A 24,408-nucleotide genomic window follows, 5' to 3' on the forward strand; every position below is an offset into this window, starting at 1 on the left:
AGACCCGCCTAGCTGAGCCCGAGTTCGCGCATCCGTTGGTCATGGGTGTGCTGCAGCCGATCGAAGAACACACCGAGGTGGCTCAGTCCGCCGGTGCCGGATACCACCAAATCGACCAGCTCATCATGGTCGGCCAAAACGAACTGAGCCTGGGTGATTGCTTCGCCAAGCAGCCGACGGGACCACAACGCTAACCGGCTGCGCTGTTTGCCGCTTGCTGTGACTGCGGCGCGTACTTCAGCAACGACAAACTGAGAGTGCCCTGTCTCTGACAGGGCGGCCCGTACCACATCGGCGACCTCGTCAGGCAGCCCGCCGGCGATCTCCAAATACAAGTCAGCGGCCAGCGCGTCGGCGACATACGTCTTCACCAAGGCCTCTAGCCACGTGCTAGGCGTCGTCAGCCGGTGGTAGTTCTCCAGCGCCGAAACGTACTTCGCCATCGCAGACACCACGTCGACTCCACGACGCTCCAACGCGTCGTGAAGCAGCTCATAATGCCCCATCTCGGCAGCGGCCATACTCGCCATCGAAATCCGCCCACGCAGGTCCGGTGCCATGCGCGCCTCGTCGGTTAACCGATAGAAAGCCGCCACCTCGCCGTACGCTAACAACGCAAACAACTCATTGACGCCAGGATGATCCGCCGACAGCTGTGGCCTGGGCGAATCGGCCACCGAGTCGGCGGAAGAGGGCGAAGTCATGGCAACACTGTAGTCGCCGCGGCGAACAGGAAATGGGCGCCCGCTAGCCGAGCAGCTATCATGCTCTCAGGTAGTGGCTGTATCCCTGTATTGCCGCCACCGATGAAATGTGCGTGCACGTGGCTGGCCCGCCAGGGTGCGTGGGGCCGGCGACTCGGCGAAGTATCGGAGTCGGAACTCGTGTGCGCGTGAACCGCCACCGAGAAATTCCTAACCCGCCGATACCTCACCGAAAGGTCCCCCACGAACGTATGACCGCCCTGAAAAGCACAACTGAACCTAGCTTTGCCAAACTTGGAGTGCGCGACGAAATAGTGCGCGCCCTGAGCGAAAAGGGCATTGAGCGCCCCTTTGCCATCCAAGAACTCACACTGCCGCTAGCCTTGGACGGCGAGGACGTGATCGGCCAAGCCCGTACCGGCATGGGCAAGACACTCGGGTTCGGCGTACCACTGTTGCAGCGCATTACCGCCAGCAGCGGGACCCGACCGCTCACCGGCGCACCACGCGCTCTGATCGTGGTACCCACTCGCGAACTGTGCCTGCAAGTCACAGAAGACCTAGCCACCGCGGCCAAATACCTGATCGCCGGCACCGAAGCCGACAACGGACGTCCTTTGTCGGTGGTGTCCATCTACGGCGGGCGTGCCTACGAGCCGCAGATCGAGGCACTACGCGCCGGCGCCGACGTCGTGGTGGGAACACCGGGCCGGCTCCTCGACCTATGCCAACAGGGCCACCTACAGTTAGGCGGCCTGTCTGTGCTCGTCCTCGACGAGGCCGACGAGATGCTCGACTTGGGATTCCTGCCCGATATCGAGCGCATCCTGCGCCAGATTCCCACCGACCGGCAATCGATGCTGTTCTCGGCCACCATGCCAGACCCAATCATCACGCTGGCCCGCACCTTCATGGTGCAGCCCACCCACATCCGCGCTGAGGCGCCGCACTCCTCTGCGGTGCACGACGCCACCGAGCAGTATGTCTATCGCGCCCACGCACTGGACAAAGTGGAATTGGTCAGCCGCGTCCTGCAGGCCCGGGACCGGGGTGCGACGATGATCTTCACCCGCACCAAACGCACTGCCCAAAAGGTGGCAGACGAGTTGACCGAGCGCGGCTTCGCCGTCGGTGCCGTGCACGGGGATCTCGGCCAGGTAGCGCGTGAGAAGGCGCTCAATGCGTTTCGTACCGGCGACATCGATGTACTGGTAGCTACCGACGTCGCCGCCCGCGGCATCGACGTCGACGATGTCACTCACGTCATCAACTACCAGTGCCCCGAAGACGAGAAAATGTACGTCCACCGCATCGGGCGCACCGGTCGCGCGGGCCGCACGGGAGTCGCGGTGACTCTGGTGGACTGGGACGAGCTGCCCCGCTGGACAATGATCGATACTGCGCTAGGCCTCGGCTCCCCCGATCCAGCCGAGACCTACTCGAGTTCACCACACCTCTATGCCGAGCTCGCCATCCCAGAGCACGCCCGCAGCGCCATCGGCCCGCCACGCAAATCTCAGAACAAGCGCCGCGGCGCCGACCGCGACGGCCAGAGCAGCAGCAGGAACGCCAACAAATCACAACCGCGTACACGCGACGGTTCCAGACGACGACGCACCCGCGGCGGCAAACAGGTAGCCGGGCGCCCCGCGGCTAGCACGATCGCGAACGGCGAAACTACACCCGAGACCGTGTCAAGTTCTAAGACGGCTTCTGGACCCGACTCCGGGTCCGACACCCCGACTGGAAACGCCACGACCAGCCGGCGCCGCCGTCGCCGGCGTGCACGCCCGGCAAACGTCAACGACAATGTAACCGCACCAACCAACTGAGCCTGCGCTCAACGATGACCCCACCTGAACGCCGCACTAAGACCGATATCCTGGCCGCTGCGGCGATCGCGGTTGTGGTCGCCACGGCCGGCGTGCTGATCTGGTGGACCAGCGACGCGCGTGCCACCATCAGCCGGCCGGCCGCCATTCCCGCGCACACCCCGACACCAGCCTCCGAAGTTCCGGCGGCGCTGAATCAGCTGTGGACCGCGCCCAGCCCGGCCACACACGTGCCCGTAGTAGCGGGCGGGACAGTGACCACAGGCGACGGACGCGAAGTAGAAGGGCGCGATCCGGCCACCGGACAGGCGATCTGGAGCTACGCGCGGGACACCGAGCTGTGCGGGGTGACCTGGGTCTATCACTACGCTGTGGCGGTCTACCGAGATGGCCGCGGCTGTGGTCAGGTCAGCACCATTGATGGATCCACCGGGCGTCGCGGCCCCGCTCGCAGCAGCTACGCCGATCCCCGCGTGCGTCTGTCCTCCGACGGCGCGACCGTGTTGTCGGCCGGCAACACCCGCCTAGAACTGTGGCGTGCCGATATGGTCCGGATGTTGGCCTACGGGGAGATCGACGCTCGGGTGAAACCCTCAAACCGAGGACTGCACTCTGGATGCACGCTGGAATCGGCCGCAGCCAGCTCCGCGGCCGTATCTGTGCTCGAAGCCTGCCTGAATCAGGCTGAGCTGCGGCTCGTTCTTCTACGCCCGAGCAAGGAGGACGATGAGCCGGAACAACGCTTTGTCCCCTTACCCGAGGTGCAACCAGGTTCAGGCGCTCGTGTGCTGGCCGTCTCGCAGACCAACACCGCCGTGTACCTGCCTGGAAAACTCGGTGCCCAGCCGAGAGTAGACGTGGTCGACGAGACCGGCACCACAGTGGCGAGCACCCTGCTAGCCAGGGCGCCGTCGGCCTCGGCTGCGATGTCGCGGACCGGCAACCTGGTGACGTGGTGGACCGGCGACGCACTGCTGGTGTTTGACGCAAGCACCCTCACGTTGCGCTACACCATTGCTGCGGGCGAGACGACTGTGCCGATAGGGCCAGGTGTAATGATGGCAAGTCAGCTGCTCGTGCCGGTCACTGGCGGGATCGGTGTCTACGACCCGGCTAGCGGCACCGACCAGCGCTACATCCCGGTGAACCGACCGCCCGACACGTGGAAATCCGGCACGGCCGTGATCCCAGCCGTCTCCGGTTCCAAAGTGTTCGAGCAGCGGGGCAACACAGTGGTCGCGCTCGGCTGACGACGACTCCGCGAACGTTAAGACTCCACCGCGAAGATGGGCAGCGTCTTGCCAGACTTCCAATGCTTGAGCAGCGCTTGCGCCAGTTCCCGATAGGCCAGTGCGCCTTTGTTCTTACGCGCGGCCAGTACCGACGAGCCTGACGCGCTGGCCTCGGCAAATCGCACCGTACGCGGAATCGGTGGGGCCAGCACCGGCAGCTCGTAGCGGTCGGCGATGTCGAGCAACACATCTCGGGTGTGGGTCGTTCGGGGGTCATACAGAGTTGGCAATGCGCCTAACAACCGCAGATTTGGATTCGTGATCTGCTGAACGTCGGCGACCGTGCGCAAGAACTGACCAACACCGCGATGCGCCAGCGTCTCGCACTGCAGCGGTACGATCACCTCGTCGGCGGCCGTCAGCCCGTTGAGAGTCAGCACGCCCAACGACGGCGGGCAATCGACAATGACCACGTCGAACTGGTCAGAGAGCTTGGCCAGCGCTCGTTTGAGCGCGTACTCGCGGCCGGCCCGCATAAGCAACATCGCTTCGGCGCCTGCCAGATCAATATTGGCAGGAAGCAGCGTCATTCCTTCTATCGTCCCGACCAACGCAGCATTCGGTTCAACCTCACCGAGCAGCACCTCGTGCACCGACACCGCTAGTTTGTCGGGGTCTTGACCCAACGAGAAGGTCAAACAACCCTGCGGATCTAGATCGACGAGAAGCACTCGCCGTCCCATATCCACCATCGCCGCACCCAGCGAGGCGACCGTCGTAGTCTTAGCCACCCCACCCTTCTGGTTGGCCACCGCCAATACCCGGGTCTCAGTCACAAGCGCCGCTTCTCCTCATCGCTTCGCTCTGCATCGTCGCCGTCGCGGTCACAAGCGCCGGTTTTTCTCATCGCTTCGCTCTGCATCGTCGCCGTCGCGGTCACAAGCGCCGGTTTTTCTCATCGCTTCGCTCTGCATCGTCGCCGTCGCGGTCACAAGCGCCGGTTTTTCTCATTGCTTCGCTCTGCATCGTCGCCGTCGCGGTCACAAGCGCCGGTTTTTCTCATTGCTTCGCTCTGCATCGTCGCCGTCGCGGTCACAAGCGCCGGTTTTTCTCATCGCTTCGCTCTGCATCGTCGCCGTCGCGGTCACAAGCGCCGCTTCTCCTCATCGCAAGTGGCTAGGGGTACCACCCCCTCGGAGCGTGCCCCGCCTGCTGGCTCTATCCTTTCGTCCTCGCCGCGCGGTCACAGTGCCATCCTGACATGTTCGCTGCGATACGGTTCGAGCGACGGGCCCGACACGTCGTCCGGCACAATCTGTCGGCATGGGCGTGCACAACCATCGACTGCTGCTGCTCCGCCACGGTGAGACCGCTTGGTCAGAATCGGGCCAGCACACCGGTCGTACCGACCTGGAGTTGACCGCCACCGGGACGATGCAGGCAGAGCTGGCGGGACAAGTTTTGGGCGAACTCGAACTTCGCGACCCAGTGGTGATAAGCAGCCCACGCAAACGAACACTTGCCACAGCCGAGTTGGCTGGGCTTGCCGTCGACGAGGTGTCTCCCGTACTCGCTGAATGGGACTATGGTTCCTACGAAGGCTTGACAACGCCACAGATCAGGAAATCGGAACCAGGTTGGCTGGTCTGGACCCACGGATGCCCCGGGGGTGAAAGTGTGGTTCAAGTCAGCGATCGCGCCGACCTTGCCGTGAAGATCGCACTCGACTACATGGCGTCACGCGACGTGGTGTTTATTAGTCACGGCCATTTCTCCCGTGCAGTGATCACGCGCTGGGTAGAGCTGCCGCTCGTTTGTGGCAGCCGGTTCGGTATGCCCACCGCCTCAATCGGGATCTGCGGGTTCGAGCACGGGGTACGACAGCTCGGTTCGCTCGGGCTAACCGCTCGTTCACACCCGATCGCGCCCAGGTGAACGCCCCGGAGCCACCGTTCGCGCTATGCGGGCCGGACGGAGCACTTGTTGCCGAAGGCGTGCAAAAGCGCTACGACGACTTGAGTGCAGCACGTGCAGCACTGCACTCCGGATCCGCGCCAATACTGTTGGGCGCATTACCTTTCGACGCAAAAGGCCGCGCCGCTTTGATGGTGCCCGACAACCTGTTGCGCGACAAGGAGCTGTCTGACTGGCCAACCGATCCGATGCCAACGGCCCGAATCAGCGCCACTCTCCCAACTCCCGCGGACTACCGCAACCGGATTGAACATGCACGAGACCAGCTGGCCGCTCCTGAAAATTCGTTGCGCAAGGTGGTGCTAGCCCGCGCCGTCCAACTGGCCGCCGACGCCCCGCTGGACGCCCGCGTCATCTTGGGCCGGCTACTTGACGCAGACCCAACCGCCTACGGGTATCTGGTCGACCTGACGCCAGCGGGCGGCGACTACACGGGGGAAACTCTGGTTGGCGCCAGCCCGGAACTACTGGTCGCGCGGTCCGGCAATCGCGTAACGTGCCGGCCATTCGCTGGCTCGGCCCCTCGGGCCGCTGACCCCGAGCGCGACGCCGCCAACGGGGCCGCGCTGGTCCGCTCGGCCAAGAACCGCCTAGAACACCAACTGGTTATCGACTCTGTACGCGCAGCCTTGGAGCCGGTGTGCGATGACCTCACAATCGCAGCCGAGCCTCAGTTGAGCCGCACCGCAGCAGTTTGGCACCTGTGCACGCCAATCAGCGGCCAGCTGCGCGACACCTCAACCACGGCAATCGACCTCGCATTGGCGCTGCATCCCACCCCCGCGGTTGGGGGTGTACCAACCGGGGCCGCCTGCGAACTCATCACCGCACTGGAAGGCAACCGCGGTTTCTACGCGGGAGCTGTCGGTTGGTGCGATGCCCGAGGCGACGGCCAATGGATAGTGTCGATCCGCTGTGCGCGCCTGTCGGCCGACCGGCGCACCGCGCTCGCGCATGCTGGCGGAGGAATAGTCGCTGAATCCAATCCCGACGACGAAGTCGACGAGACCACCACGAAATTCGCCACAATATTGAACGCGCTGGGAGTTAGGCAGTGACCGAAGAAATACGCCGTGCTACACCGGAAGACACTGCCGATATTGCGGCCATGATTCACGAGCTGGCCAAATTCGAGCGCGCTTCAGATCAATGCACAGTAACCGAAAAACAAATCACTGCAGCACTTTTCGGAGATTTTCCGACGGTGCGAGCGCACGTCGCCGAAGTTGACGATCAGGTGGCCGCCATGGCGTTGTGGTTCCTTAACTTCTCCACTTGGGACGGTGTAGCGGGCATTTACCTTGAGGACCTCTACGTGCGGCCACGTTTTCGCCGCCGCGGGCTAGGCCGAGCGCTGCTATCGACGCTGGCAGGCGTATGCCTAGACAACGGCTACACACGCCTGACGTGGGCGGTGCTGAATTGGAACTCAGATGCCGTCGCGCTCTATAACGAGGTCGGCGGACAGCCCCAGGACGAGTGGACCACCTATCGGGTTTCCGGCTCGCAACTGGCTGAGCTGGCCGAACCACGCTGATCACCGCCTGCCGCCCATCGCACAGCAGCAGGGCTGAAGAGCAACGCCAAGACGGTAAGCGCCACGACACCAACGGGAACCCCCCACGCGACCCGATGTGATCCGATCACCAGGTACCAAACCACCGGCAGGAGGAGCAGCTGGGTGGACACTGCCATCCCCCGACCCCACCGCTTGCCAGCCACGAGTGCCCATCCGGCTCCCAGCACAGCGCCACCGACCAGCACAAACCAGACCGCGGTGCCCAAACCGCTGACCACACGCTGGTCAGCTCCTGCAAGCCCGCGCACCACCAGCACCACGGCGACAACCACCGCCGCTGCGCCCTGAATAGTGACAATCAGCCCTGCGCCGCGCACGCTGGCTGGGGCACGAACAGTCACAATGCCAGCCTAGCCGCCCCCTCCTCAGCAGCCCGTTACCCGGCCCGCATCGTCGCCGAGCCCAAGCCCCATCGCCCGGCTCCTCAGCAGCCCGTTACCCGGCCCGCATCGTCGCCGAGCCCAAGCCCCATCGCCCGGCTCCTCAGCAGCCCGTTACCCGGCCCGCATCGTCGCCGAGCCCAAGCCCCATCGCCCGGCTCCTCAGCAGCCCGTTACCCGGCCCGCATCGTCGCCGAGCCCAAGCCCCATCGCCCGGCTCCTCAGCAGCCCGTTACCCGGCCCGCATCGTCGCCGAGCCCAAGCCCCATCGCCCGGCTCCTCAGCAGCCCGTTACCCGGCCCGCATCGTCGCCGAGCCTAAGCTCATGCGTCATGCGGGCCATGTTGATCGTCAACCCTACGGCCACTTCCACCACTCCGGCCGGGCGCGATCTGGTAGCACACGCGCTCAAAAGCAGGCTGCGGCTCACAGTTGAACACACCCGCCACCCTGCACATGGCCCCGAACTCGGAAAGGCGGCAGTTGCAGACGGGGTCGATTTGGTGGTGGTACACGGGGGCGACGGAACTGTGAGTGCTGTCGTCAATGGAATGCTCGGCCAACCCGGCTCTACGCCGAACGGACCTGTGCCCGCAGTTGCGATCGTGCCTGGCGGCTCGGCGAACGTGCTGGCCCGAGCACTGGGAATCTCCCGCGACCCGATCGCCGCCACCAATCAGCTCATCCAGCTCATCGACGACTACCGCCGCCACCAGCAGTGGCGGCGTATCGGCTTAATCGACTGCGGCGAACGGTGGGCGGTGTTCAACGCAGGAATGGGTGTCGACGCAGAGGTCGTCGCCGCAGTGGAGGCCGAACGCAACAACGGCCGCAAAGTCACGGCGTGGCGCTATATCCGCGCGGCGGTTCCTGCAGCACTGGCCTACACCCGCCGCGAACCGGCCCTTACACTGCAACTTCCCAATCGCGACCCAATTACCGGAGTGCACTTCGTCTTCGTCTCGAACGCCAGCCCGTGGACGTACGCAAACGACCGGCCAGTGTGGACAAACCCTGGCTGCACGTTCGAGTCAGGGCTCGGCGTGTTTGCCGTGACCAGTATGAAACTAGTTCCCACCCTGCGGGTGGTCCGGCAGATGAACGCAAAACGGCCCAAATTCGACTTCACGCAGCTCATCAACGACGATGACGTCGCTTGCCTGCGAGTCACCTCGATGGGTACCCCGATCGCGACTCAGTTCGACGGCGACTACCTTGGCGTGCGGGAAACCATTACGTTCCGAGCCGTCCCGAACGCGCTCGCAGTCGTTGCCCCACCGGCGAAAAACCTGCCCTGAACTGGGGTTATCTAAACCAGGATGCGGTCGCCGGGCACACACGAGGACCAACTTGCGCGGAAGTCTAGTACAACAGAGTAAGAATATGTATAAGAGATCATCAAAGTGAGATAGCCCACGAGCAGGCGTAACACTATTGACATCTGTCGATCCTGTGAAACTATTAAAAGGTTGCATGCAGGGATTGCGTAGGGGTACGGATAGTTTTCCCGTGCACGAGCTAACAGCCGGGGAAAATCGCCCGTGCGCCGTGCTGCGCACCATAGTGAGGAGTAAATACTAATGGATTGGCGCCACAGAGCGGTCTGTCGCGACGAAGATCCGGAGCTATTTTTCCCGGTTGGGAACAGCGGTCCGGCACTCGCGCAAATCGCTGACGCAAAACTGGTCTGCAATCGGTGCCCAGTTACGACAGAGTGCCTCGGCTGGGCCCTGACCACCGGCCAGGACTCGGGCGTCTGGGGCGGCATGAGCGAAGATGAGCGGCGTGCGCTGAAGCGTCGCAACTCGCGGACAAAGGCCCGCACCAGCGTCTGACAACGCAGTTTCCGCACGCGGCCCCGACGAAGGTCGGGGCCGCAACGCTGTGTTGGACGTCTTACAACACCAACCGGCCCCGCCGACCTATCGGTACTCGCAAGACGACGTCGGTGCCGCCATCGGTGGCTTGTTGCATATCGAGTGAGCCGTCCAGCTCTGCCGACACCAAGGTTCGCACGATCTGCAAACCCAGGCTGTCGGACTTCTCCATGTTGAATTCGTGTGGCAAACCACGCCCGTCGTCGTGCACCACGACATCGAGCCAACGCGCCGAGCGTTCGGCGCGAATGGTCACAGACCCTTCGTCGGCCGCCGGGTCGAACGCATGCTCGATCGCGTTCTGGACCAGCTCGGTGATCACCATGATCAGCGCCGTCGCGCGGTCAGAGTCCAGCACACCCAGGTAGCCGACCCGTTCTATCCGGATAGGCCTGTCGACCGAGGCCACATCGTTCATAATCGGCAGAATCCGGTCAATGACCTCGTCGAGGTTTACCTGCTCGTCCACCGACATCGACAAAGCGTCATGGACCAACGCGATCGATGACACCCGCCGTACGGACTCGATCAGAGCCTCCCGCCCTTCAGGGTTGGAAGTCCGCCGAGCCTGCAACCGCAACAGCGCTGCCACCGTTTGCAGGTTGTTCTTAACTCGATGGTGAATTTCCCGGATCGTAGCGTCCTTCGAAATCAAGGCACGGTCTCGCCGCTTCACCTCGGTTACATCGCGGATCAAGATCGCAGCACCGTTATTCGAGCCATGCACCACCAGCGGCAATGTCCGTAGCAACACCGTGGCACCGCCCGCGTCGAATTCCATACGCATGCTCGAGCCACCCGCCAGCAACTCCTGCACATGCTCTGCCACCTCGTCCGCCTCGAAGGGGTCCGAGATCAGCGGCCTGGTCACTTCGACGAGATTGCGGCCCTCCAACTCGGTGTTCATGCCCATCCGGTGGTAGGCCGATAGTGCGTTGGGGCTGGCATAGGCGACCACGCCGTCGACATCCAACCGGATGAAGCCGTCGCCGGCCCGCGGTGTAGAGCGGGACAGAGCGACATCGCCGACATCGGGAAATGTGCCTTCGGCCAGCATCTGAACCAGATCGGAAGCGCAATCCCGGTAAGCGGTCTCGAGATGGCCGGGCGTACGGCGAGCCGCCAGTTCCGTTTGATGCCGCGTCAACACGGCTACCACCTGGCCGCCGTACTGCACCTGAGAGGCCGCAATGTAATGAACCGGCAGCTGCAACGAGTGCAATTCACCCGCATCACTTCCCTGCGTGGTAGCGCTCGAGGCGAATGCCTCGGCGACCAAAGACAGGTCATCGGCGGCAACCACGCTACCTACCGCGTCACGTTGTAGAACCGTGGGCTCGGTATTCGGCCGGCACTGCGCTACACATACCAACGCACCATCGTCGCGGCATACCCACATCAGATAGTCGGCAAATGACAGGTCCGCGAGCAGCTGCCAGTCTGCAACCACCGCGTGCAGATGGTTGACCGCATTGCCGGGCAGCATCGTATGTTCGGCAAGCAAATCACCGAGAGTGGACATCAGTGACTCCCGAGTCGCTCGTGAATGACAAAGGGTACGTACTTTGTCGCCGGCTAGCTGATGACAGCAATCAAGTCGCCGGCCTGAATGACATCGCCCACCGAAACACTGACGTTGCTGACGGTACCGGCAGTTTCGGCCAGCACCGGGATCTCCATCTTCATCGACTCCAGCAGCACGATGATGTCGCCCTTGCCGATGGAGTCGCCTTCGCTAACAACGACCTCGAGCACGCTAGCCACGATCTCGGCGCGAACATCCTCGGCCATACACACCCCACTTACTTCGGACATTTCCGCATGCTGACTGCTGGTCCACTAAGGCTTCCACCAGGCTCATGTACATCGAACCACAAGCCCTCTTAGCGCCGCGGCTCGCGGGCTATTGGGCCAAGCATCGGGCCGCGTGAGACACTGTGCACCAAGCGGCAGGCGTTGGCTTGCCCCGCATCTGACGACCTAGGGAGGTTCCCGATGGCCAAGCGTGGCCGCAAGAAGCGCGACCGCAAGCACAACAAAGCTAATCACGGGAAGCGCCCCAACGCCTAGCCCGCAACAATGTAGGCCACTTCGCCACCGCAGACAGCGACGAAACCAAACCCAGCGCGGTTATGGACCTCTCCTGATGATGGTGGTCCGGCGGATCTCCAGCCGCAGACGCTCGCGCAGGCCCTCGGGCGCCCTTTCGCTGCACTTGGCTGCGATCAGCGCCTTGATCCGCTCCTCAAGCCCATAGTGCTGAAAGCATTCTGGGCATGCCTCAAGATGCTGGCGCAGCCTGTGACGCGTATCGGAGGTGCACTCACCGTCGAGCAGGGTCCACACCTCGGCGATCACTTCGGCACAACCCACGTCACCATGCGAACCGTCGGCATGAGCACACGGGTCGGAATCGCTGGAGAACTCGCTCATGACGACACCTCCTCGTGAGCTTGTTGACCACGGACGAAGCCGCGTTCCTTGGCGACATCAGCCAAAAGACCACGTAGCTGACGTCGGCCGCGATGAAGCCGCGACATCACAGTGCCGATAGGCGTCTCCATGATCTCGGCAATATCCCTATAGGGAAAACCTTCAACGTCAGCGTAGTAAACCGCCATCCGGAATTCTTCTGGCAATGCCTGCAGGGCTTCTTTGATCTCGGTATCTGGTAGCGCCTCCAGTGCCTCGACCTCGGCCGAACGCAACCCGGTCGAGGAGTGCTGGGCATTTGCCGCCAACTGCCAGTCGGTGATTTCTTCCGTCGGGTATTCCGCCGGCTGCCGCTGCTTCTTTCGATAGCTGTTAATGAAGGTATTGGTCAGAATCCGGTACAGCCATGCTTTGAGGTTGGTGCCGGCCTGGAACGACCGGAATCCCGCATAGGCCTTCACCATCGTCTCCTGGAGCAAATCCTCGGCGTCCGCGGGGTTGCGCGTCATCCGCAGCGCGCCACCGTATAGCTGATCCAGCAGGGGAATCGCATCGCGCTCGAACCGAGCCGTCAACTCCTGGTCTGTCTCCTCCGGCGAGTCCGGCTCGCGCCCCTCCGAACCGGTGGCGCCGTCGCTGTCGGCCATCTTGATTAACACGGTCCCTTCGGTCGCGGAGTTACCGGACAACGCCGCCAGCGGCGCCCAACGCACATGGAAGCGATCCAGCCGCTGCGCACCCAACTGGCTCGTCGCGGCTGACACCAGACTCCCCTCCTTCAATCTAGAGGCCGTTGCCGACAGCGTCTGCCCCGGTCTTGACAAAACCAAGACAACCGTAGAAGCAACATCAATCAACACCGATTGGCGACCCGCTATTTCCGGTGCCGGTTGAACTGGGGCCGATAGAGCGAACAGCACGTTAATGTGACGCCATGTCCCTAAACGGCAAGACGATGTTCATCTCAGGTGCCAGTCGCGGTATCGGCCTTGCGATAGCCAAGCGAGCTGCGCGTGACGGCGCCAACATAGCCTTGGTCGCTAAGACGGCCCAGCCACATCCGAAGCTGCCCGGCACGGTATTCACCGCGGCCAAGGAGCTTGAGGACGCGGGCGGTCAGGCGCTGCCAATCGTCGGAGACATCCGTGATGGAGACTCGGTCAACTCCGCGGTAGCCAAGACCGTCGAGCAGTTCGGCGGCATCGACATCTGCGTCAACAATGCATCGGCGATCAACGTAGGGTCCATCACTGACGTCCCGCTCAAGCGCTTCGACCTGATGAACGGCATTCAGGTACGCGGCACATATGCGGTGTCACAAGCTTGCATTCCACATATGACAGGCCGCGAGGGTGGCGTCTTAGGACTGGTGTAAAAACGCTGGGCGCATGTTCCTGGTGGTCATGTTACGCGGCGGTGGTGTCGGTCGTGGTTGTTGTGGTGGGGGGATGCAGTGGGCGGGGTGGCTCGAGCAGTTGGTGGCGTAGTTCTTGGAGGTGGCGGCTGGTCGCTGATGTTTGGGTGACTCCGCGCCAGCCGCGGCTGGCGCGGTCGAGGACGGCCCATACCAGCGACAGACAGCTGGTTTCGCCGGGTAGGCGGCCGATGACCTTGACCCGGCGACGGGATTCTCCGAAGGTGCGTTCGATGAGGTTGGAATGGCGGATGCGTGTCCAGTGTTGGCGGGGGAAGCGCAAATGCACGCTCAGCGAGGCGAAGTCGTTGGCCAGGCAAGCGACCGCGGCTGGGTAGAGCCCGCGGTATGTGGTGGTGAACTCCTCGGCGCGGCGGGTGGCTTCATCCACGGCCTGCTGGCCGGGTGGCTGGTCAATGTCATCGAAGATCGACCAGAACGCGGCTTTGATCTCGTCCTGGACCGCGACAGGTGTCTTGGCGATGACGTTACGGCAGCGATGGATCAGACACCGCTGACGCAGGCTTGCCGGAAACGTGGTCTCCCATGCGGCGATCAGGCCCGGCGCCCCGTCGGAGATGCCCAGTAGCGGCGGGCGTAGTCCCCGGTTCCTCAGGTCAGCCAAGAAGTCGGCCCACGCATCAGCCGACTCCGCTGCGGCTGGGGCCAGCCCAATAAACAGGGGCTTGCCGTCGGTGCAGATGCCCCAGGCGGCCAGCACCGGCTCGGCCGGGGCGTTGGGATGCATCCGAAAGTTCGAGGCATCCAAGAACAGGTAGTCCAACACCAGCTCATCAAGGCGTCGAGACGACCACGCAGCGAACTCGTCTTTGATGGCCGCACAAATCCGGCTCACCGTCGAGCGCGACAACGCCGCCTGCGAGCCCAGCACCTCGGCCAACGCGGCCTCGATGTCGCGATCCGACAAACCGCGCACCCATCCCGAAATCACCAACGCCTCCAGAGCGTGGGTGCGCGTCACCCCGGCACCGAATAGCCGCGAACAGAACCGCTCGTCGGTGTCGCGTAGTTTCGGGCGGCATAATTCGACCGAGCCCATCGTGGTCTTCACCGTCGCCGGCGGTTGATACCCATTGCGGTACCCGCCCGGGCCGTCCTGAACCCGACGCTGGTGACGGGCTCGGCCCAACACTGCTTCTACCTCGGCCTCCACGGCGACCTGAAACACCAGACGCACCGATAACCGCCCGACCTCCTCCAAAATCTCGGTCAACGGCCGCTCGGTCGCGGCGAACAACTGATCCATCTCAACACGCACACGCTCAATCGGCGATACTCGCTTGGTCACGGGCGTAGCCCCTCCTTCATAGCTTTCGTCGGTTGCGACGGAACCTACGCCCGTGACCATTTACACCAGCGATGAGACGCGACCGCCGCGAGAACCCGCATATCCTTACGCTCTCACCGCCGATCCTGCTCGAGCCCAAGTGGCTCAAACCGACGGCCTACATGATGGCTAAGTTCGGAATGACACTGTGCGCGCTGGGCATCGCCGAAGAGATGCGCACCCACGGCATCGCGTCCAATACCTTGTGGCCGCGCACGCTGATAGCCACCGCGGCGGTGCAGAACTTGCTAGGCGGCGACGAGGCGATGCAACGGGCACGCAGGCCTGAAATTTATGCCGACGCGGCCTACGCGATCCTGAACAAGCCCGCGCGTGCGTACACCGGCAACTCAGTGCTGTGCGAAGACGTTCTCCTAGAATCCGGCATCACCGACTTGTCGGTTTACGACTGTGTTCCAGGCGCGCAACTCGGCGTCGACCTCTGGGTGGACAGCGTCAACCCGCCCGGGTACCGCACACCCTAAGCAACGATCTGCAGTCGGCTGTACAGGAGCTAGCGAGGCTGCTTGCGCGTCGCGCGCCGCCAAGATTGTCACCAATGACATCACGGTGCGCCCGCGGTGAGCCTGCCCATCGGGGCCCGACAGACGAAGCGACAGTGCCGTGCAAAGCTGGTTCTGCGTTCTAGAGCAACCGCAGCTGTCCAGGCTGCGCCTCGGCGCGCTCAAGGAGCTCGGGGCCATTGTTGCCCACACTGTTCACCAGCGTGGATACGGGACGCAGCGCAATGTCGTGGACATCCGGCCGCCGTGCTAGCAGCTCTGGATCTAGCGGGGCGTCGGGATTTAGCCAGTCGTCCCAATCGTCTTCGGCCAACATCAGCGGCATCCGGTCGTGGACCCGGGACAACTCCCCCACCGCGTCAGTGGTGATGACCGTGCAGCTCAACAGCGGCGGACGGGAACTGCCCGACTTCCAGACCGACCAAAGCCCGGCCATAAAAACCATTTCGCCGTCTTCTCGGTGCATAAAGAACGGTGTTTTCGCGCTCTTCCCGCCGACCACGACGTCAGGATTGATCCGCCATTCGTACCAGCCGTCCATCGGCACAAGGCAGCGCTTGTTCTGCGCCAAGTTACGGAAAACCGGCGACGTGGCGACCTTGTCTGAACGCGCGTTGATAAGCAATGGGCCCTTGGTGTCGGGTGTGCCATCAGAATTGGCCCCGGTCCAAACCGGAAGCAGACCCCAACGCATGAGCCGCACCCGGCGAGCCGGTTGGTCGTCTGGCTCGCTGTGGCGGCTCACCACCGCCGCGATCGAATCAGTGGGGGCTACGTTGTAATTGGCGTTGCAGGTGCGTGCCCCGGTTCCGGGGACGGATGCCGCTGTTATTTCATCGATCGCGTCAATCTTCTCGGCAAGCCGCGCCGGGTCAGTGGTGATCGCAAACCGCCCGCACATCACTCCATGGTGCCCGGTACCCACGACAGCTGCAGACACGGCAGGATGAAACGGTGACAAGCAACGAGCCGAAGCGGCCATGGCCGGCCCCATCTGCGCCGACTCCGGTGCGTGCAACGGTGACCGTTCCAGGCTCGAAGTCACAGACCAACCGGGCCCTGGTGCTGGCCGGACTGTCGGCCGCCCAGGACGTGGGCGCATCGACTATCACAGGTGCGCTACGCAGCCGCGATACCGACCTGATGATCGGAGCGCTGCGGACCCTGGGCTTGCGGATCGACGAGGCCGGGTCCGAGCTGAAAGTCAGCGGCCGGATCGTCCCCGGCGCCAACGCCCGGGTTGACTGCGGCTTGGCTGGCACCGTGTTGCGTTTTGTTCCACCGCTGGCGGCGCTGGCCAGTTCGGCGGTTGACTTCGACGGCGACCAGCAGGCTCGGGCCAGGCCCATCGCGGCGCTGCTGAATGCGCTGCGCGGCCTCGGCGTCACGATCGACGGCGCGGGCCTGCCTTTCCGGGTTCGGGGCCATGGGTCGGTTACCGGCGGTACGGTTGCCATTGATGCTTCGGCCTCATCGCAGTTTGTCTCCGGCCTGCTGCTGTGTGGGACGTCGTTCACCGACGGCCTGATCGTTCGGCACGTCGGCTCTACACTGCCGTCTGCCCCACATATCGCGATGACCGTGGCGATGCTGCGGCAAGCCGGCGTCGACGTCGACGACTCGACTCCCAACCTCTGGCAGGTACAGCCGGGTGTGGTCGCGGCCCGGCATTGGGACGTCGAACCTGATCTGACCAACGCCGCTGCGTTCCTGGCAGCAGCCATGGTTAGCGGAGGCATTGTTCGCATCACCGGTTGGCCGGCCACCAGCGTCCAGCCCGCCGAGAGCATCCTGGACATTCTGCGAATGCTGAATGCCACTGTCACCCTTACTGATTCATCCCTCGAAGTATGCGGACCGGCGGCATATGACGGGTTTGACGTCGATCTATGCGCCGTCGGCGAGCTCGCCCCGTCGGTGGCGGCGCTGGCGGCCCTAGCCAGTCCGGGATCGGTATCGCGGTTGAGCGGCATCGCGCATCTGCGCGGCCACGAAACCGACCGGCTGGCCGCGCTAAGCAGCGAAATCAACCGCCTGGGCGGCGATTGCCAGGAGACGCCCGATGGCCTGGTGATCACGGCAACAGAAATGCGGCCTGGTCTCTGGCGGGCGTACGCCGACCATCGGATGGCTATGGCCGGCGCCATCCTCGGCCTGCGGGTAGCCGGAATCGAGGTCGACGACATCGCTGCCACCACCAAAACGCTGCCCGACTTCCCGCGACTGTGGGCGAGCATGCTGGCCGATCGGAGGTCCGGCGGTTGAGACCGGACGACTACGACGAGTCGGACGCCAAGGTTCGCTCAGGTAAAGGCTCGCGACCCCGAACCAAGACCCGCCCCGGGCACGCCGATGCAGAAGCTGCCATGGTTGTCGGTGTCGACCGGGGGCGCTGGGGCTGCGTTCTGGGCGGACGCCCCGATTGGCGGGTTACGGCGATGCGGGCGCGCGAACTCGGTCGCACCCCGATCGTCGTCGGCGACAATGTCGACATTGTCGGCGATCTGTCCGGGCGCCCCGACACTCTGGCACGCATAGTCCGGCGGGGATCAAGACGAACGGTGTTGCGGCGCACCGCCGATGACACCGACCCCACCGAGCGGGTGGTCGTTGCCAACGCGGACCAGCTGCTGATCGTGGTGGCGCTGGCCGACCCGCCACCACGCACCGGGTTGGTAGACCGTGCGTTAATCGCTGCCTACGCCGGCGGGCTCACGCCGATTCTGTGCCTTACCAAGACCGACCTTGCTCCGCCCGAACCATTCAGCGCACAGTTCGCCGACCTAGATCTGACAGTCGTGGTCGCCGGACGCGACGATCCCCTAGCGACCGTGGCGGACTTGCTCGACGGCAAAATCACCGTGTTGCTCGGACATTCCGGGGTTGGCAAGTCGACGTTGGTCAATCGCCTTGTCCCTGAGGCTGACCGGGCGGTCGGCGAAGTCACTGAGATTGGCAGGGGACGACATACGTCGACACAATCGGTGGCGCTATCGCTAGGAGACTCGGTGCCAGGTTCGGGCTGGGTGATTGACACCCCGGGAATCCGCTCGTTCGGGTTGGCCCACATCCAGCCTGACGACGTGCTGTTGGCTTTCTCTGACCTCAGTGAGGCCACTCAGGACTGTTCTCGCGGTTGTGGGCACATGGGTCCACCAGCCGACCCGGAGTGCGCACTAGACACCTTGTCTGGGGCGGCGATGCGCCGCGTCGCCGCGGCTAGGCGCCTGCTGACGACGCTCAAAGAGAACTGACCGCGCGTCTACTGCCGGCGCTTCGCTCGGGCCTCACGATCAGCGCCGCGTCTGAGTTCAGGCAGCTAAATCTTCTGTGCCACTGACCAATCGAGCCGCGGCGGCCTTGTCGCGCCGCCAACCCCGTACCGCAGCGATCGCGGACTTGAGCCCACGCCGGCGGCCATTCGTCGGGTCGGTGCATGCGAAATCCGGACCCAACTCGACGAACATCCGCTCGCTGCGGGTTTCCGGCGCGTCGTCAACGTTGTCTCGAAGATACTTGTTCGGCACTGACAGTTTGGCCAGGGTGCGCCACGTCTTGCCGTATTGCACCAAGAAAGAGCCAGTGGTGTAGGGCAAGTCGTACTTGTCGCAAATCTCGCGCACTCGCACCGAGATTTCGTGGAGGCGGTTACTTGGCAAATCCGGATACAGGTGATGCTCGATCTGATGGCACAGGTTGCCGCTCATGAAACGCAGCGCGGGACCGGCGTCGAAATTGGCACTGCCCAGCATCTGCCTCAGGTACCACTGACCCTTTGTTTCGCCAACCATGTCCGTCTTAGTGAACTTCTCGGCACCGTCCGGGAAATGACCACAGAAGATAACAGCGTTGGACCAGACATTTCGGATCACGTTGGCCACCACGTTGGCGATCAGGGTGGATTTGTACGTCGCGCCCGGTGACAATGACGTCAGCGCCGGGAACGCGACATAGTCCTTGAAGACCTGGCGGCCAGCTTTGACAGAGAATTCCCGCAGCCTGATCTTGGCCGCCACTCGGTCCGCCCGGCCTTTGAAGATCTTGCCGATCTCCAAGTGCTGCAACGCAACGCCCCACTCGAAGCCGACTGCGAGGACGAAGTTCCATACCAGATTGAAGAAGTTGTAACGCTTCCAACGCTGGTCGCGAGTAACGCGCAGCATCCCGTAGCCGACGTCGTCGTCCATACCGAGAATGTTGGTGTACTTGTGATGCACAAAGTTGTGGGTATAACGCCAGTGCTTAGCCACCCCGGTCATGTCCCACTCCCATGCCGAGGAGTGAATTTCGGGGTCATTCATCCAATCCCATTGGCCGTGCATCACGTTATGGCCAATTTCCATGTTCTCGATGATTTTGGCCAGACCCAGGGTCACGGTTCCCACCCACCATGCAGGCTTTCGCGAACTGGCCGCCAACAGCACCCGGCCGCTTACCTCAAGCACGCGCTGGGCGGCAATAGTGCGACGGATGTAGCGGGCATCACGCTCACCACGCGAGTCTTCAACGTCCTGGCGGATGGCATCCAACTCAGTAGTCAGGTTTTCGATGTCTGCGTCCGTCAAATGCGAAAATACGTCGACGTCCGTGATCGCCATCGTCTTCCCTCCCTACAGTGGTACGCCCCGACCTACGCTATCGTAACCTACGCTTCCGTAGGTTACCTCGGAGTAGCCTCTAGATGTCCAGTCGGCAATCACCCGATGCCGCCGACACACACGTCTGGACTCGGGTTCCTGGTTCGTGCTCGACACCCGTCCTCAAATCGCGGACGTGCCCTTCTACCAGATCGACCACACACGACTGGCAAATGCCCATCCGACATCCAAAAGGCATCTGAACGCCCGCACCCTCACCCGCATCCATCAGCGATGTCGCAGCGTCAGCTGCCACACTCCTACCGCTGCGCGCGAAGGTAACCATCCCGCCCGCTCCGGCTGGCGCCGCCTTGGACACAGCGAATCTCTCCAGATGCAGCCGATCGCTGATACCCGCGGCGGACCAGACACTGTCAGCCTGTTTGAGCATGCCCTCAGGCCCGCAGACCCAAGTCTGGCGTTCACGCCAGTCCTGCACTTCCGCGCCAAGCTGGTCAAGATCCAACCGACCCTCGACACCCGTCTGGCGAACACGCAATCGATAGCCGGGGCGATCAGCAGCCAACGCGGCCAACTCGCTGGCGAACATCACGTCAGAATCGGTGCGCGCCGAATGCAGATGCACAATGTCGGCAACCTGGTCACGACGCGCCAAGGTCCGCAGCATCGACATCACAGGCGTGATCCCAGATCCTGCGGTGAGAAACAGAATCAAAGGCGGCGCCGGGTCAGGCAGCACAAAGTTGCCCTGAGGCGCGGCCAGTCGTACGACGGTGCCCGGCTCAACCCCCGCCACCAGGTGAGTGGACAGGAAACCCTCGGGCATCGCTTTCACGGTGATGGTCACCGTCCGCGCCAACTCCGAGGTCAGCGGGCTCGACGTCAGAGAATATGACCGCCACCGCCATCGACCGTCTATCAACAACCCGATCCCCAGGTACTGGCCAGGCTGATAGTCAAAGTTGAAGCCCCAGCCCGGCTTCAGGACCAGGGTCGCGGAATCTTCCGTCTCCCGGCGAACCTCTAGGACACGACCCCTCAGTTCGCGCGCGGACCACAGCGGATTCGCAAGTTGCAGATAGTCGTCGGGTAATAGCGGCGTGGTGATACGCGTGGCTATCTTGCGCAGTGCGTGCCACCCCGGATGCCTGTCTGCCCCGACAACGGTCGCGCGCTTGGTGTCGACGACATTGCCAGTGATCGGCGCGTACTTCTTGCCCATAGGAAGCTCCTGATCACGGTAGGGCCATTAGCGTCCGCCCAGGTTAGGAGCGGCTTTCCCCGATCAACAAAACCTACGGTACCGTAACCTACGGTACCGTAGGGGGCCGCGGTACCTCGAATACGTCACACCTTAGAGCTCGACAGTAGCCGCGTCCCCACGCACGCCACGAGACATTGCTCGTCGGGCCTCAAAGCAGCTCAAGCAAGAACGGCAGCTCCTGGTTCCCGTACCAAGCCAAGTCATGGTCCTGAGCGTCACCAACAATAAGATCGGCGTCCTCGTCCCCGAGGTCGGCAGCGTCAATAACCGCAATCGCCGCTGTGACCGCAGGCTCAGCGCCCGCGGTATCAACATATGCGGCCACCACCTGATCGATCCCGACAGGCCGAGCCAATCTGACGACGGCATCGTCAAGATCGGGGCGGTTGGTGGCATCGTCGACTTCGGCAGCCAACACCGCGCGCCGCGGCAACGAGTCGCCATCATCAGCTGCCAACAGGCGCAGCGATGCTAACGCCGCCTCACGCAACGCCACCTCGGCTAGTTCATCGTCATCACCCTGAGAATAGGATTCGCGCAAGGTCGGAGTCACCGCGAAAGCAGTACCGTTGAGCGGGTACAACGAACCTGCCGAAACAAGATGCTGCAACATCGCCACAGTCGCTGGGATGTAAACCTGGATCATCGGGCCAACATCCGACCACCAGCCATCCCGCGACGACCCGCTGCACCCGGCTCCGCCGCACTTGCGATCGTCACAGCCACCCCGCGACGACCCGCTGCACCCGGCTCCGCCGCACTTGCGATCGTCACCTAATCCCCCATCAACTTCGCCGCATAATCATCAACGTAAGTCATCAGCTCACGTGGCGGCCGCATGTAATTGCCGCTCACGACCGGCCGCTCCGGCAGTTTCACCTCAGGTTTCACCACATCGCGATAGTCGATCGTCGATAGCAGATGGGCCATCATGTTCAGCCGCGCGTGTTTCTTGATGTCAGATTCAACGACATACCAAGGGCTGGCCGAGGTATGAGTGTGCACCATCATCTGGTCTTTGGCGCGCGAGTAATCCTCCCACCGGTACACCGATTCAATATCGGTTGGGCTGAGCTTCCACTGCCGGACGGGATCGTTCCGTCGCGCCTTGAACCGGCGCAGTTGTTCAGTGTCAGAGACCGAAAACCAGTATTTGCGCAGCAGAATCCCGTCGTCGATCAGCATCTGCTCGAATATCGGCGTCTGGCGCAAGAACAGTACGTACTCCTGCGGTGTGCAAAATCCCATGACCTTCTCGATGCCAGCGCGGTTGTACCACGAACGATCGAAGAGCACCATCTCGCCCCTGGCAGGTAGATGAGCGATGTAGCGCTGGTAATACCACTGGCCGCGTTCCCTGTCGGTCGGCACCGGCAGAGCCGCTACCTGCACCACCCGCGGGCTGAGGTATTGGGTAATCCGCTTGATCGCACCACCCTTGCCCGCGGCGTCGCGGCCTTCAAAAATGACCACGACGCGCGCGCCGGAATGGCGCACCCACTCTTGCAACTTCACGAATTCTGTTTGCAAACGCAACAATTCCGCTTGGTACAGAGTGTCGGGGATCTTGCGCTCAGCTGAGCCAGTCTTTTTCTTCTTGGCCTTGGGCTGCGCCCCGTCGTTTGTCGCGGTACTCACATCATCGAATGCTATATCCACCCAGCATCGAATGCTATATCCACCCAGCGATTTCGGCCCCGGCAACTACCGGCACGTTTCTAGAAGCTCGTCGAGCGATTCCGTCAGCAGCCCCGGCAGCATATCGACGTCACTCATCGCCTCACGGTCGGCATTGATGCCGAAATACAGCATGCCGTCGTAGGACGTCACACCGATCGCCAGCACCTGGTTGTGCAGCAGCGGCGGCACCGTGTAGGCCTCCAGCAACTTGGTACCGGCGACGAACATCTGCGACTGAGCTCCCGGAGCATTGGTGATCAACAGGTTGAACAACCTCGCAGAAAATGTCGTCGCCACCTTGATGCCCATGGCGTGCAGAGTGGGCGGCGCAAACCCCGCCAGCGTCACGATTGTCCGCGCATCGACCAGACTTGGGGCCGCTGGATTTGATTCGGTGGCGTGCGCGATCTGCGATAGCCGAACCACGGCGTTGGCCTCCCCAACCGGCAGGTCGACCAGGAAAGGCGTCACCTCGCTGATCGCCTGGCCCGGACCGGTGGAGTCAAGCTGGTCCTCGGCGTATACCGACTGGGGCGCCATCGCCCGAATCGTCGCTGTCTGTGCCACCCCTTCATCGCGCGACAACAGCCAGTTACGCAACGCACCGGCGACCACCGCCAGCACCACATCGTTTACGTCACAGTCGTAGCGCGCCCGCACAGTCCGATAGTCGTCGAGGCGTCCGCTGGACACGGTTAGCCTCCGATTGCGCGAAACCGGCGCATTGAGCGGGCTACTGGGAGCGGTGCCGCGAGCCACCGTTCGCACGACATCTACGATTCGGCGACCAGCATCGACTAGCTGACCGGAGTTGGTTGCCAACCCGGCGATCGCGGAGCCGACAGCCTGCAACTGCGCCCCCGGCCCCGCCACCCAGTCGCTGATCGCGCCTAGGACCAATCGAGTTGCCCCAGGGTCACCTTCCGGTATCCAGATGTCCTCGGGAAACGGCGGCGGACGCCGCGTTCGGTCGGCGATAACGTGGCCAATAGCTAGTGCAGTAACACCATTGATCAGCGTTTGGTGAGACTTCATGTACACCGCGACGCGGTTCTTGGACAAGCCTTCGACGAGATACATCTCCCATAGCGGACGCGACTTGTCCAGCGGCCGCGCGGCCAGACGCGCGATCAGTTCGTGCAGTTGCTCATCGCTACCCGGTGAGGGCAGCGCGGACCGCCTGACGTGATAAGTGATGTCGAAGTCGCGATCGTCAATCCACACAGGCCGGGCCAGACCCATCTTCACCTCGCGGATCTTCTGCCGGTAGCGCGGTATCTGGGGTAGCCGCTGTTCGACAGTGGCCAACAGCGTCTCGTAGCTCAATCCGGCACGCGGACGCCTCAGGATCAACAGCGTGCCGACGTACATCGGGGTCGCGGAGTCCTCCAATTGATAGAAGGAAGCGTCCGACGCGGACAAACGGGTCACCATTACGGCCCTGTCCTTCTGGTCAATTCATCACCACTTCGTCGGGTAGACCAATATTGTCGCCCACGGTAACCGCCAGTCCACGCACGTAACGGCGCGGGTACACGACGGCCTCGATTGTGCGATGATTGCAGGCGA

The 24,408-nt window shown here is 62.9% G+C and carries 24 protein-coding genes and 3 pseudogenes; 12 read left to right on the forward strand and 15 right to left on the reverse strand.

Going from position 1 to position 24,408, the window contains the following annotated elements:
- Positions 1–8: 8 nt before the first annotated feature.
- Positions 9–704, reverse strand: a complete 696-nt coding sequence (locus ACO07W_RS05790; protein WP_421841562.1) for a ferritin-like fold-containing protein — start codon at positions 702–704, stop codon at positions 9–11.
- A 251-nt stretch (positions 705–955) separates the two neighbouring features.
- On the opposite strand from ACO07W_RS05790, the gene ACO07W_RS05795 reads away from it, so the two are divergent.
- Together ACO07W_RS05795 and ACO07W_RS05800 are read left to right on the forward strand one after the other, a co-directional pair.
- Entirely contained in the window at positions 956–2,536 is a 1,581-nt protein-coding gene (locus tag ACO07W_RS05795; RefSeq protein ID WP_421841564.1) for a DEAD/DEAH box helicase, read from the forward strand.
- Between the two features lie 14 nt (positions 2,537–2,550).
- Positions 2,551–3,786 carry a hypothetical protein gene (locus ACO07W_RS05800; RefSeq protein ID WP_421841566.1) on the forward strand — a complete coding sequence of 412 codons (1,236 nt, stop codon included), beginning with the start codon at positions 2,551–2,553 and terminating at the stop codon, positions 3,784–3,786.
- Between the two features lie 17 nt (positions 3,787–3,803).
- Here the strand turns inward: ACO07W_RS05800 and ACO07W_RS05805 are convergent, their stop codons facing one another.
- Entirely contained in the window at positions 3,804–4,604 is an 801-nt protein-coding gene (locus ACO07W_RS05805) for a ParA family protein (RefSeq protein ID WP_421841568.1), read from the reverse strand.
- 487 nt (positions 4,605–5,091) lie between these two features.
- On the opposite strand from ACO07W_RS05805, the gene ACO07W_RS05810 reads away from it, so the two are divergent.
- The 3 genes from ACO07W_RS05810 to ACO07W_RS05820 are packed head-to-tail and all read left to right on the forward strand — an operon-like array spanning position 5,092 to position 7,279.
- The gene (locus tag ACO07W_RS05810) at positions 5,092–5,703 is read left to right on the forward strand and encodes an acid phosphatase (RefSeq protein WP_421841570.1); all 612 of its coding nucleotides are present in this window, start codon (positions 5,092–5,094) and stop codon (positions 5,701–5,703) included.
- Complete coding sequence (locus tag ACO07W_RS05815; RefSeq protein ID WP_421841572.1) at positions 5,700–6,800, forward strand: isochorismate synthase; 1,101 nt, start codon at positions 5,700–5,702, stop codon at positions 6,798–6,800. The genes ACO07W_RS05810 and ACO07W_RS05815 overlap by 4 nt, the downstream gene beginning before the upstream one ends.
- Positions 6,797–7,279: a GNAT family N-acetyltransferase gene (locus ACO07W_RS05820; protein WP_421841574.1), complete on the forward strand. Its 483-nt coding sequence runs from the start codon at positions 6,797–6,799 to the stop codon at positions 7,277–7,279. The genes ACO07W_RS05815 and ACO07W_RS05820 overlap by 4 nt, the downstream gene beginning before the upstream one ends.
- Here ACO07W_RS05820 and ACO07W_RS05825 read toward each other — a convergent pair.
- Entirely contained in the window at positions 7,231–7,662 is a 432-nt protein-coding gene (locus ACO07W_RS05825) for a hypothetical protein (RefSeq protein ID WP_421841576.1), read from the reverse strand. The two genes, ACO07W_RS05820 and ACO07W_RS05825, sit on opposite strands and share 49 nt — an antisense overlap.
- 371 nt (positions 7,663–8,033) lie before the next feature.
- Here ACO07W_RS05825 and ACO07W_RS05830 point away from each other — a divergent pair, with 371 nt between their 5' ends.
- Both ACO07W_RS05830 and whiB1 read left to right on the forward strand, forming a co-directional pair.
- On the forward strand, positions 8,034–8,999 hold the full coding sequence (locus ACO07W_RS05830; protein ID WP_421841578.1) for a diacylglycerol/lipid kinase family protein: 966 nt from the start codon (positions 8,034–8,036) through the stop codon (positions 8,997–8,999).
- Between the two features lie 282 nt (positions 9,000–9,281).
- Positions 9,282–9,536 carry a transcriptional regulator WhiB1 gene (whiB1, locus tag ACO07W_RS05835; protein WP_421841580.1) on the forward strand — a complete coding sequence of 85 codons (255 nt, stop codon included), beginning with the start codon at positions 9,282–9,284 and terminating at the stop codon, positions 9,534–9,536.
- 61 nt (positions 9,537–9,597) lie between these two features.
- Here whiB1 and ACO07W_RS05840 read toward each other — a convergent pair whose 3' ends face one another.
- Both ACO07W_RS05840 and ACO07W_RS05845 read right to left on the reverse strand, forming a co-directional pair.
- Positions 9,598–11,100, reverse strand: a complete 1,503-nt coding sequence (locus ACO07W_RS05840; protein ID WP_421841582.1) for a sensor histidine kinase — start codon at positions 11,098–11,100, stop codon at positions 9,598–9,600.
- Between the two features lie 53 nt (positions 11,101–11,153).
- The gene (locus tag ACO07W_RS05845) at positions 11,154–11,369 is read right to left on the reverse strand and encodes a biotin/lipoyl-binding carrier protein (RefSeq protein ID WP_421845829.1); all 216 of its coding nucleotides are present in this window, start codon (positions 11,367–11,369) and stop codon (positions 11,154–11,156) included.
- A 204-nt stretch (positions 11,370–11,573) separates the two neighbouring features.
- Between ACO07W_RS05845 and ACO07W_RS05850 the strand changes: the two genes are divergently transcribed.
- Entirely contained in the window at positions 11,574–11,648 is a 75-nt protein-coding gene (locus tag ACO07W_RS05850; RefSeq protein WP_116645811.1) for a 50S ribosomal protein bL37, read from the forward strand.
- 60 nt (positions 11,649–11,708) lie between these two features.
- On the opposite strand, the gene rsrA is transcribed toward ACO07W_RS05850, so the two are convergent.
- Both rsrA and ACO07W_RS05860 read right to left on the reverse strand, forming a co-directional pair.
- Entirely contained in the window at positions 11,709–12,011 is a 303-nt protein-coding gene (gene rsrA, locus ACO07W_RS05855) for a mycothiol system anti-sigma-R factor (RefSeq protein WP_421841584.1), read from the reverse strand.
- Complete coding sequence (locus ACO07W_RS05860; protein ID WP_421845830.1) at positions 12,008–12,658, reverse strand: sigma-70 family RNA polymerase sigma factor; 651 nt, start codon at positions 12,656–12,658, stop codon at positions 12,008–12,010. The genes rsrA and ACO07W_RS05860 overlap by 4 nt, the downstream gene beginning before the upstream one ends.
- Before the next feature lie 287 nt (positions 12,659–12,945).
- Between ACO07W_RS05860 and ACO07W_RS05865 the strand changes: the two are divergent.
- A pseudogene (locus ACO07W_RS05865) lies at positions 12,946–13,362 on the forward strand (SDR family NAD(P)-dependent oxidoreductase); the annotation flags it as partial.
- A gap of 55 nt (positions 13,363–13,417) precedes the next feature.
- Here the strand turns inward: ACO07W_RS05865 and ACO07W_RS05870 are convergent.
- Positions 13,418–14,692, reverse strand: a complete 1,275-nt coding sequence (locus ACO07W_RS05870) for an IS256 family transposase (protein WP_421840071.1) — start codon at positions 14,690–14,692, stop codon at positions 13,418–13,420.
- A 128-nt stretch (positions 14,693–14,820) separates the two neighbouring features.
- Between ACO07W_RS05870 and ACO07W_RS05875 the strand changes: the two are divergent.
- Positions 14,821–15,258: pseudogene (locus ACO07W_RS05875) on the forward strand (short chain dehydrogenase); the annotation flags it as partial.
- Between the two features lie 160 nt (positions 15,259–15,418).
- Here ACO07W_RS05875 and ACO07W_RS05880 read toward each other — a convergent pair.
- A complete protein-coding gene (locus ACO07W_RS05880) occupies positions 15,419–16,198 on the reverse strand; it encodes an SOS response-associated peptidase (RefSeq protein ID WP_421845831.1) in 780 nt (259 codons plus the stop codon).
- 53 nt (positions 16,199–16,251) lie between these two features.
- On the opposite strand from ACO07W_RS05880, the gene aroA reads away from it, so the two are divergent.
- Positions 16,252–17,562, forward strand: coding sequence for a 3-phosphoshikimate 1-carboxyvinyltransferase (aroA, locus tag ACO07W_RS05885; protein WP_421841586.1), 1,311 nt, complete (start codon positions 16,252–16,254; stop codon positions 17,560–17,562).
- A complete protein-coding gene (rsgA, locus tag ACO07W_RS05890; RefSeq protein WP_421841588.1) occupies positions 17,559–18,551 on the forward strand; it encodes a ribosome small subunit-dependent GTPase A in 993 nt (330 codons plus the stop codon). The genes aroA and rsgA overlap by 4 nt, the downstream gene beginning before the upstream one ends.
- A gap of 57 nt (positions 18,552–18,608) precedes the next feature.
- Here rsgA and ACO07W_RS05895 read toward each other — a convergent pair whose 3' ends face one another.
- The 6 genes and pseudogenes from ACO07W_RS05895 to ACO07W_RS05920 form a co-directional block, all read right to left on the reverse strand.
- Positions 18,609–19,895 carry a fatty acid desaturase family protein gene (locus ACO07W_RS05895; RefSeq protein ID WP_421841590.1) on the reverse strand — a complete coding sequence of 429 codons (1,287 nt, stop codon included), beginning with the start codon at positions 19,893–19,895 and terminating at the stop codon, positions 18,609–18,611.
- A 79-nt stretch (positions 19,896–19,974) separates the two neighbouring features.
- Positions 19,975–21,117: a ferredoxin reductase gene (locus ACO07W_RS05900; protein WP_421841592.1), complete on the reverse strand. Its 1,143-nt coding sequence runs from the start codon at positions 21,115–21,117 to the stop codon at positions 19,975–19,977.
- A 190-nt stretch (positions 21,118–21,307) separates the two neighbouring features.
- Positions 21,308–21,805: a DUF6912 family protein gene (locus ACO07W_RS05905; protein ID WP_421841594.1), complete on the reverse strand. Its 498-nt coding sequence runs from the start codon at positions 21,803–21,805 to the stop codon at positions 21,308–21,310.
- Between the two features lie 32 nt (positions 21,806–21,837).
- Positions 21,838–21,933: pseudogene (locus ACO07W_RS05910) on the reverse strand (2-isopropylmalate synthase); the annotation flags it as partial.
- Entirely contained in the window at positions 21,934–22,797 is an 864-nt protein-coding gene (ppk2, locus tag ACO07W_RS05915; RefSeq protein WP_421841596.1) for a polyphosphate kinase 2, read from the reverse strand.
- Between the two features lie 66 nt (positions 22,798–22,863).
- A complete protein-coding gene (locus ACO07W_RS05920; RefSeq protein ID WP_421841598.1) occupies positions 22,864–24,273 on the reverse strand; it encodes a WS/DGAT/MGAT family O-acyltransferase in 1,410 nt (469 codons plus the stop codon).
- Positions 24,274–24,408: the final 135 nt, after the last annotated feature.

Origin of the sequence: Mycobacterium sp. (genome assembly GCF_965230835.1) — a bacterium.
In the GTDB taxonomy this organism is placed as follows: domain Bacteria; phylum Actinomycetota; class Actinomycetes; order Mycobacteriales; family Mycobacteriaceae; genus Mycobacterium.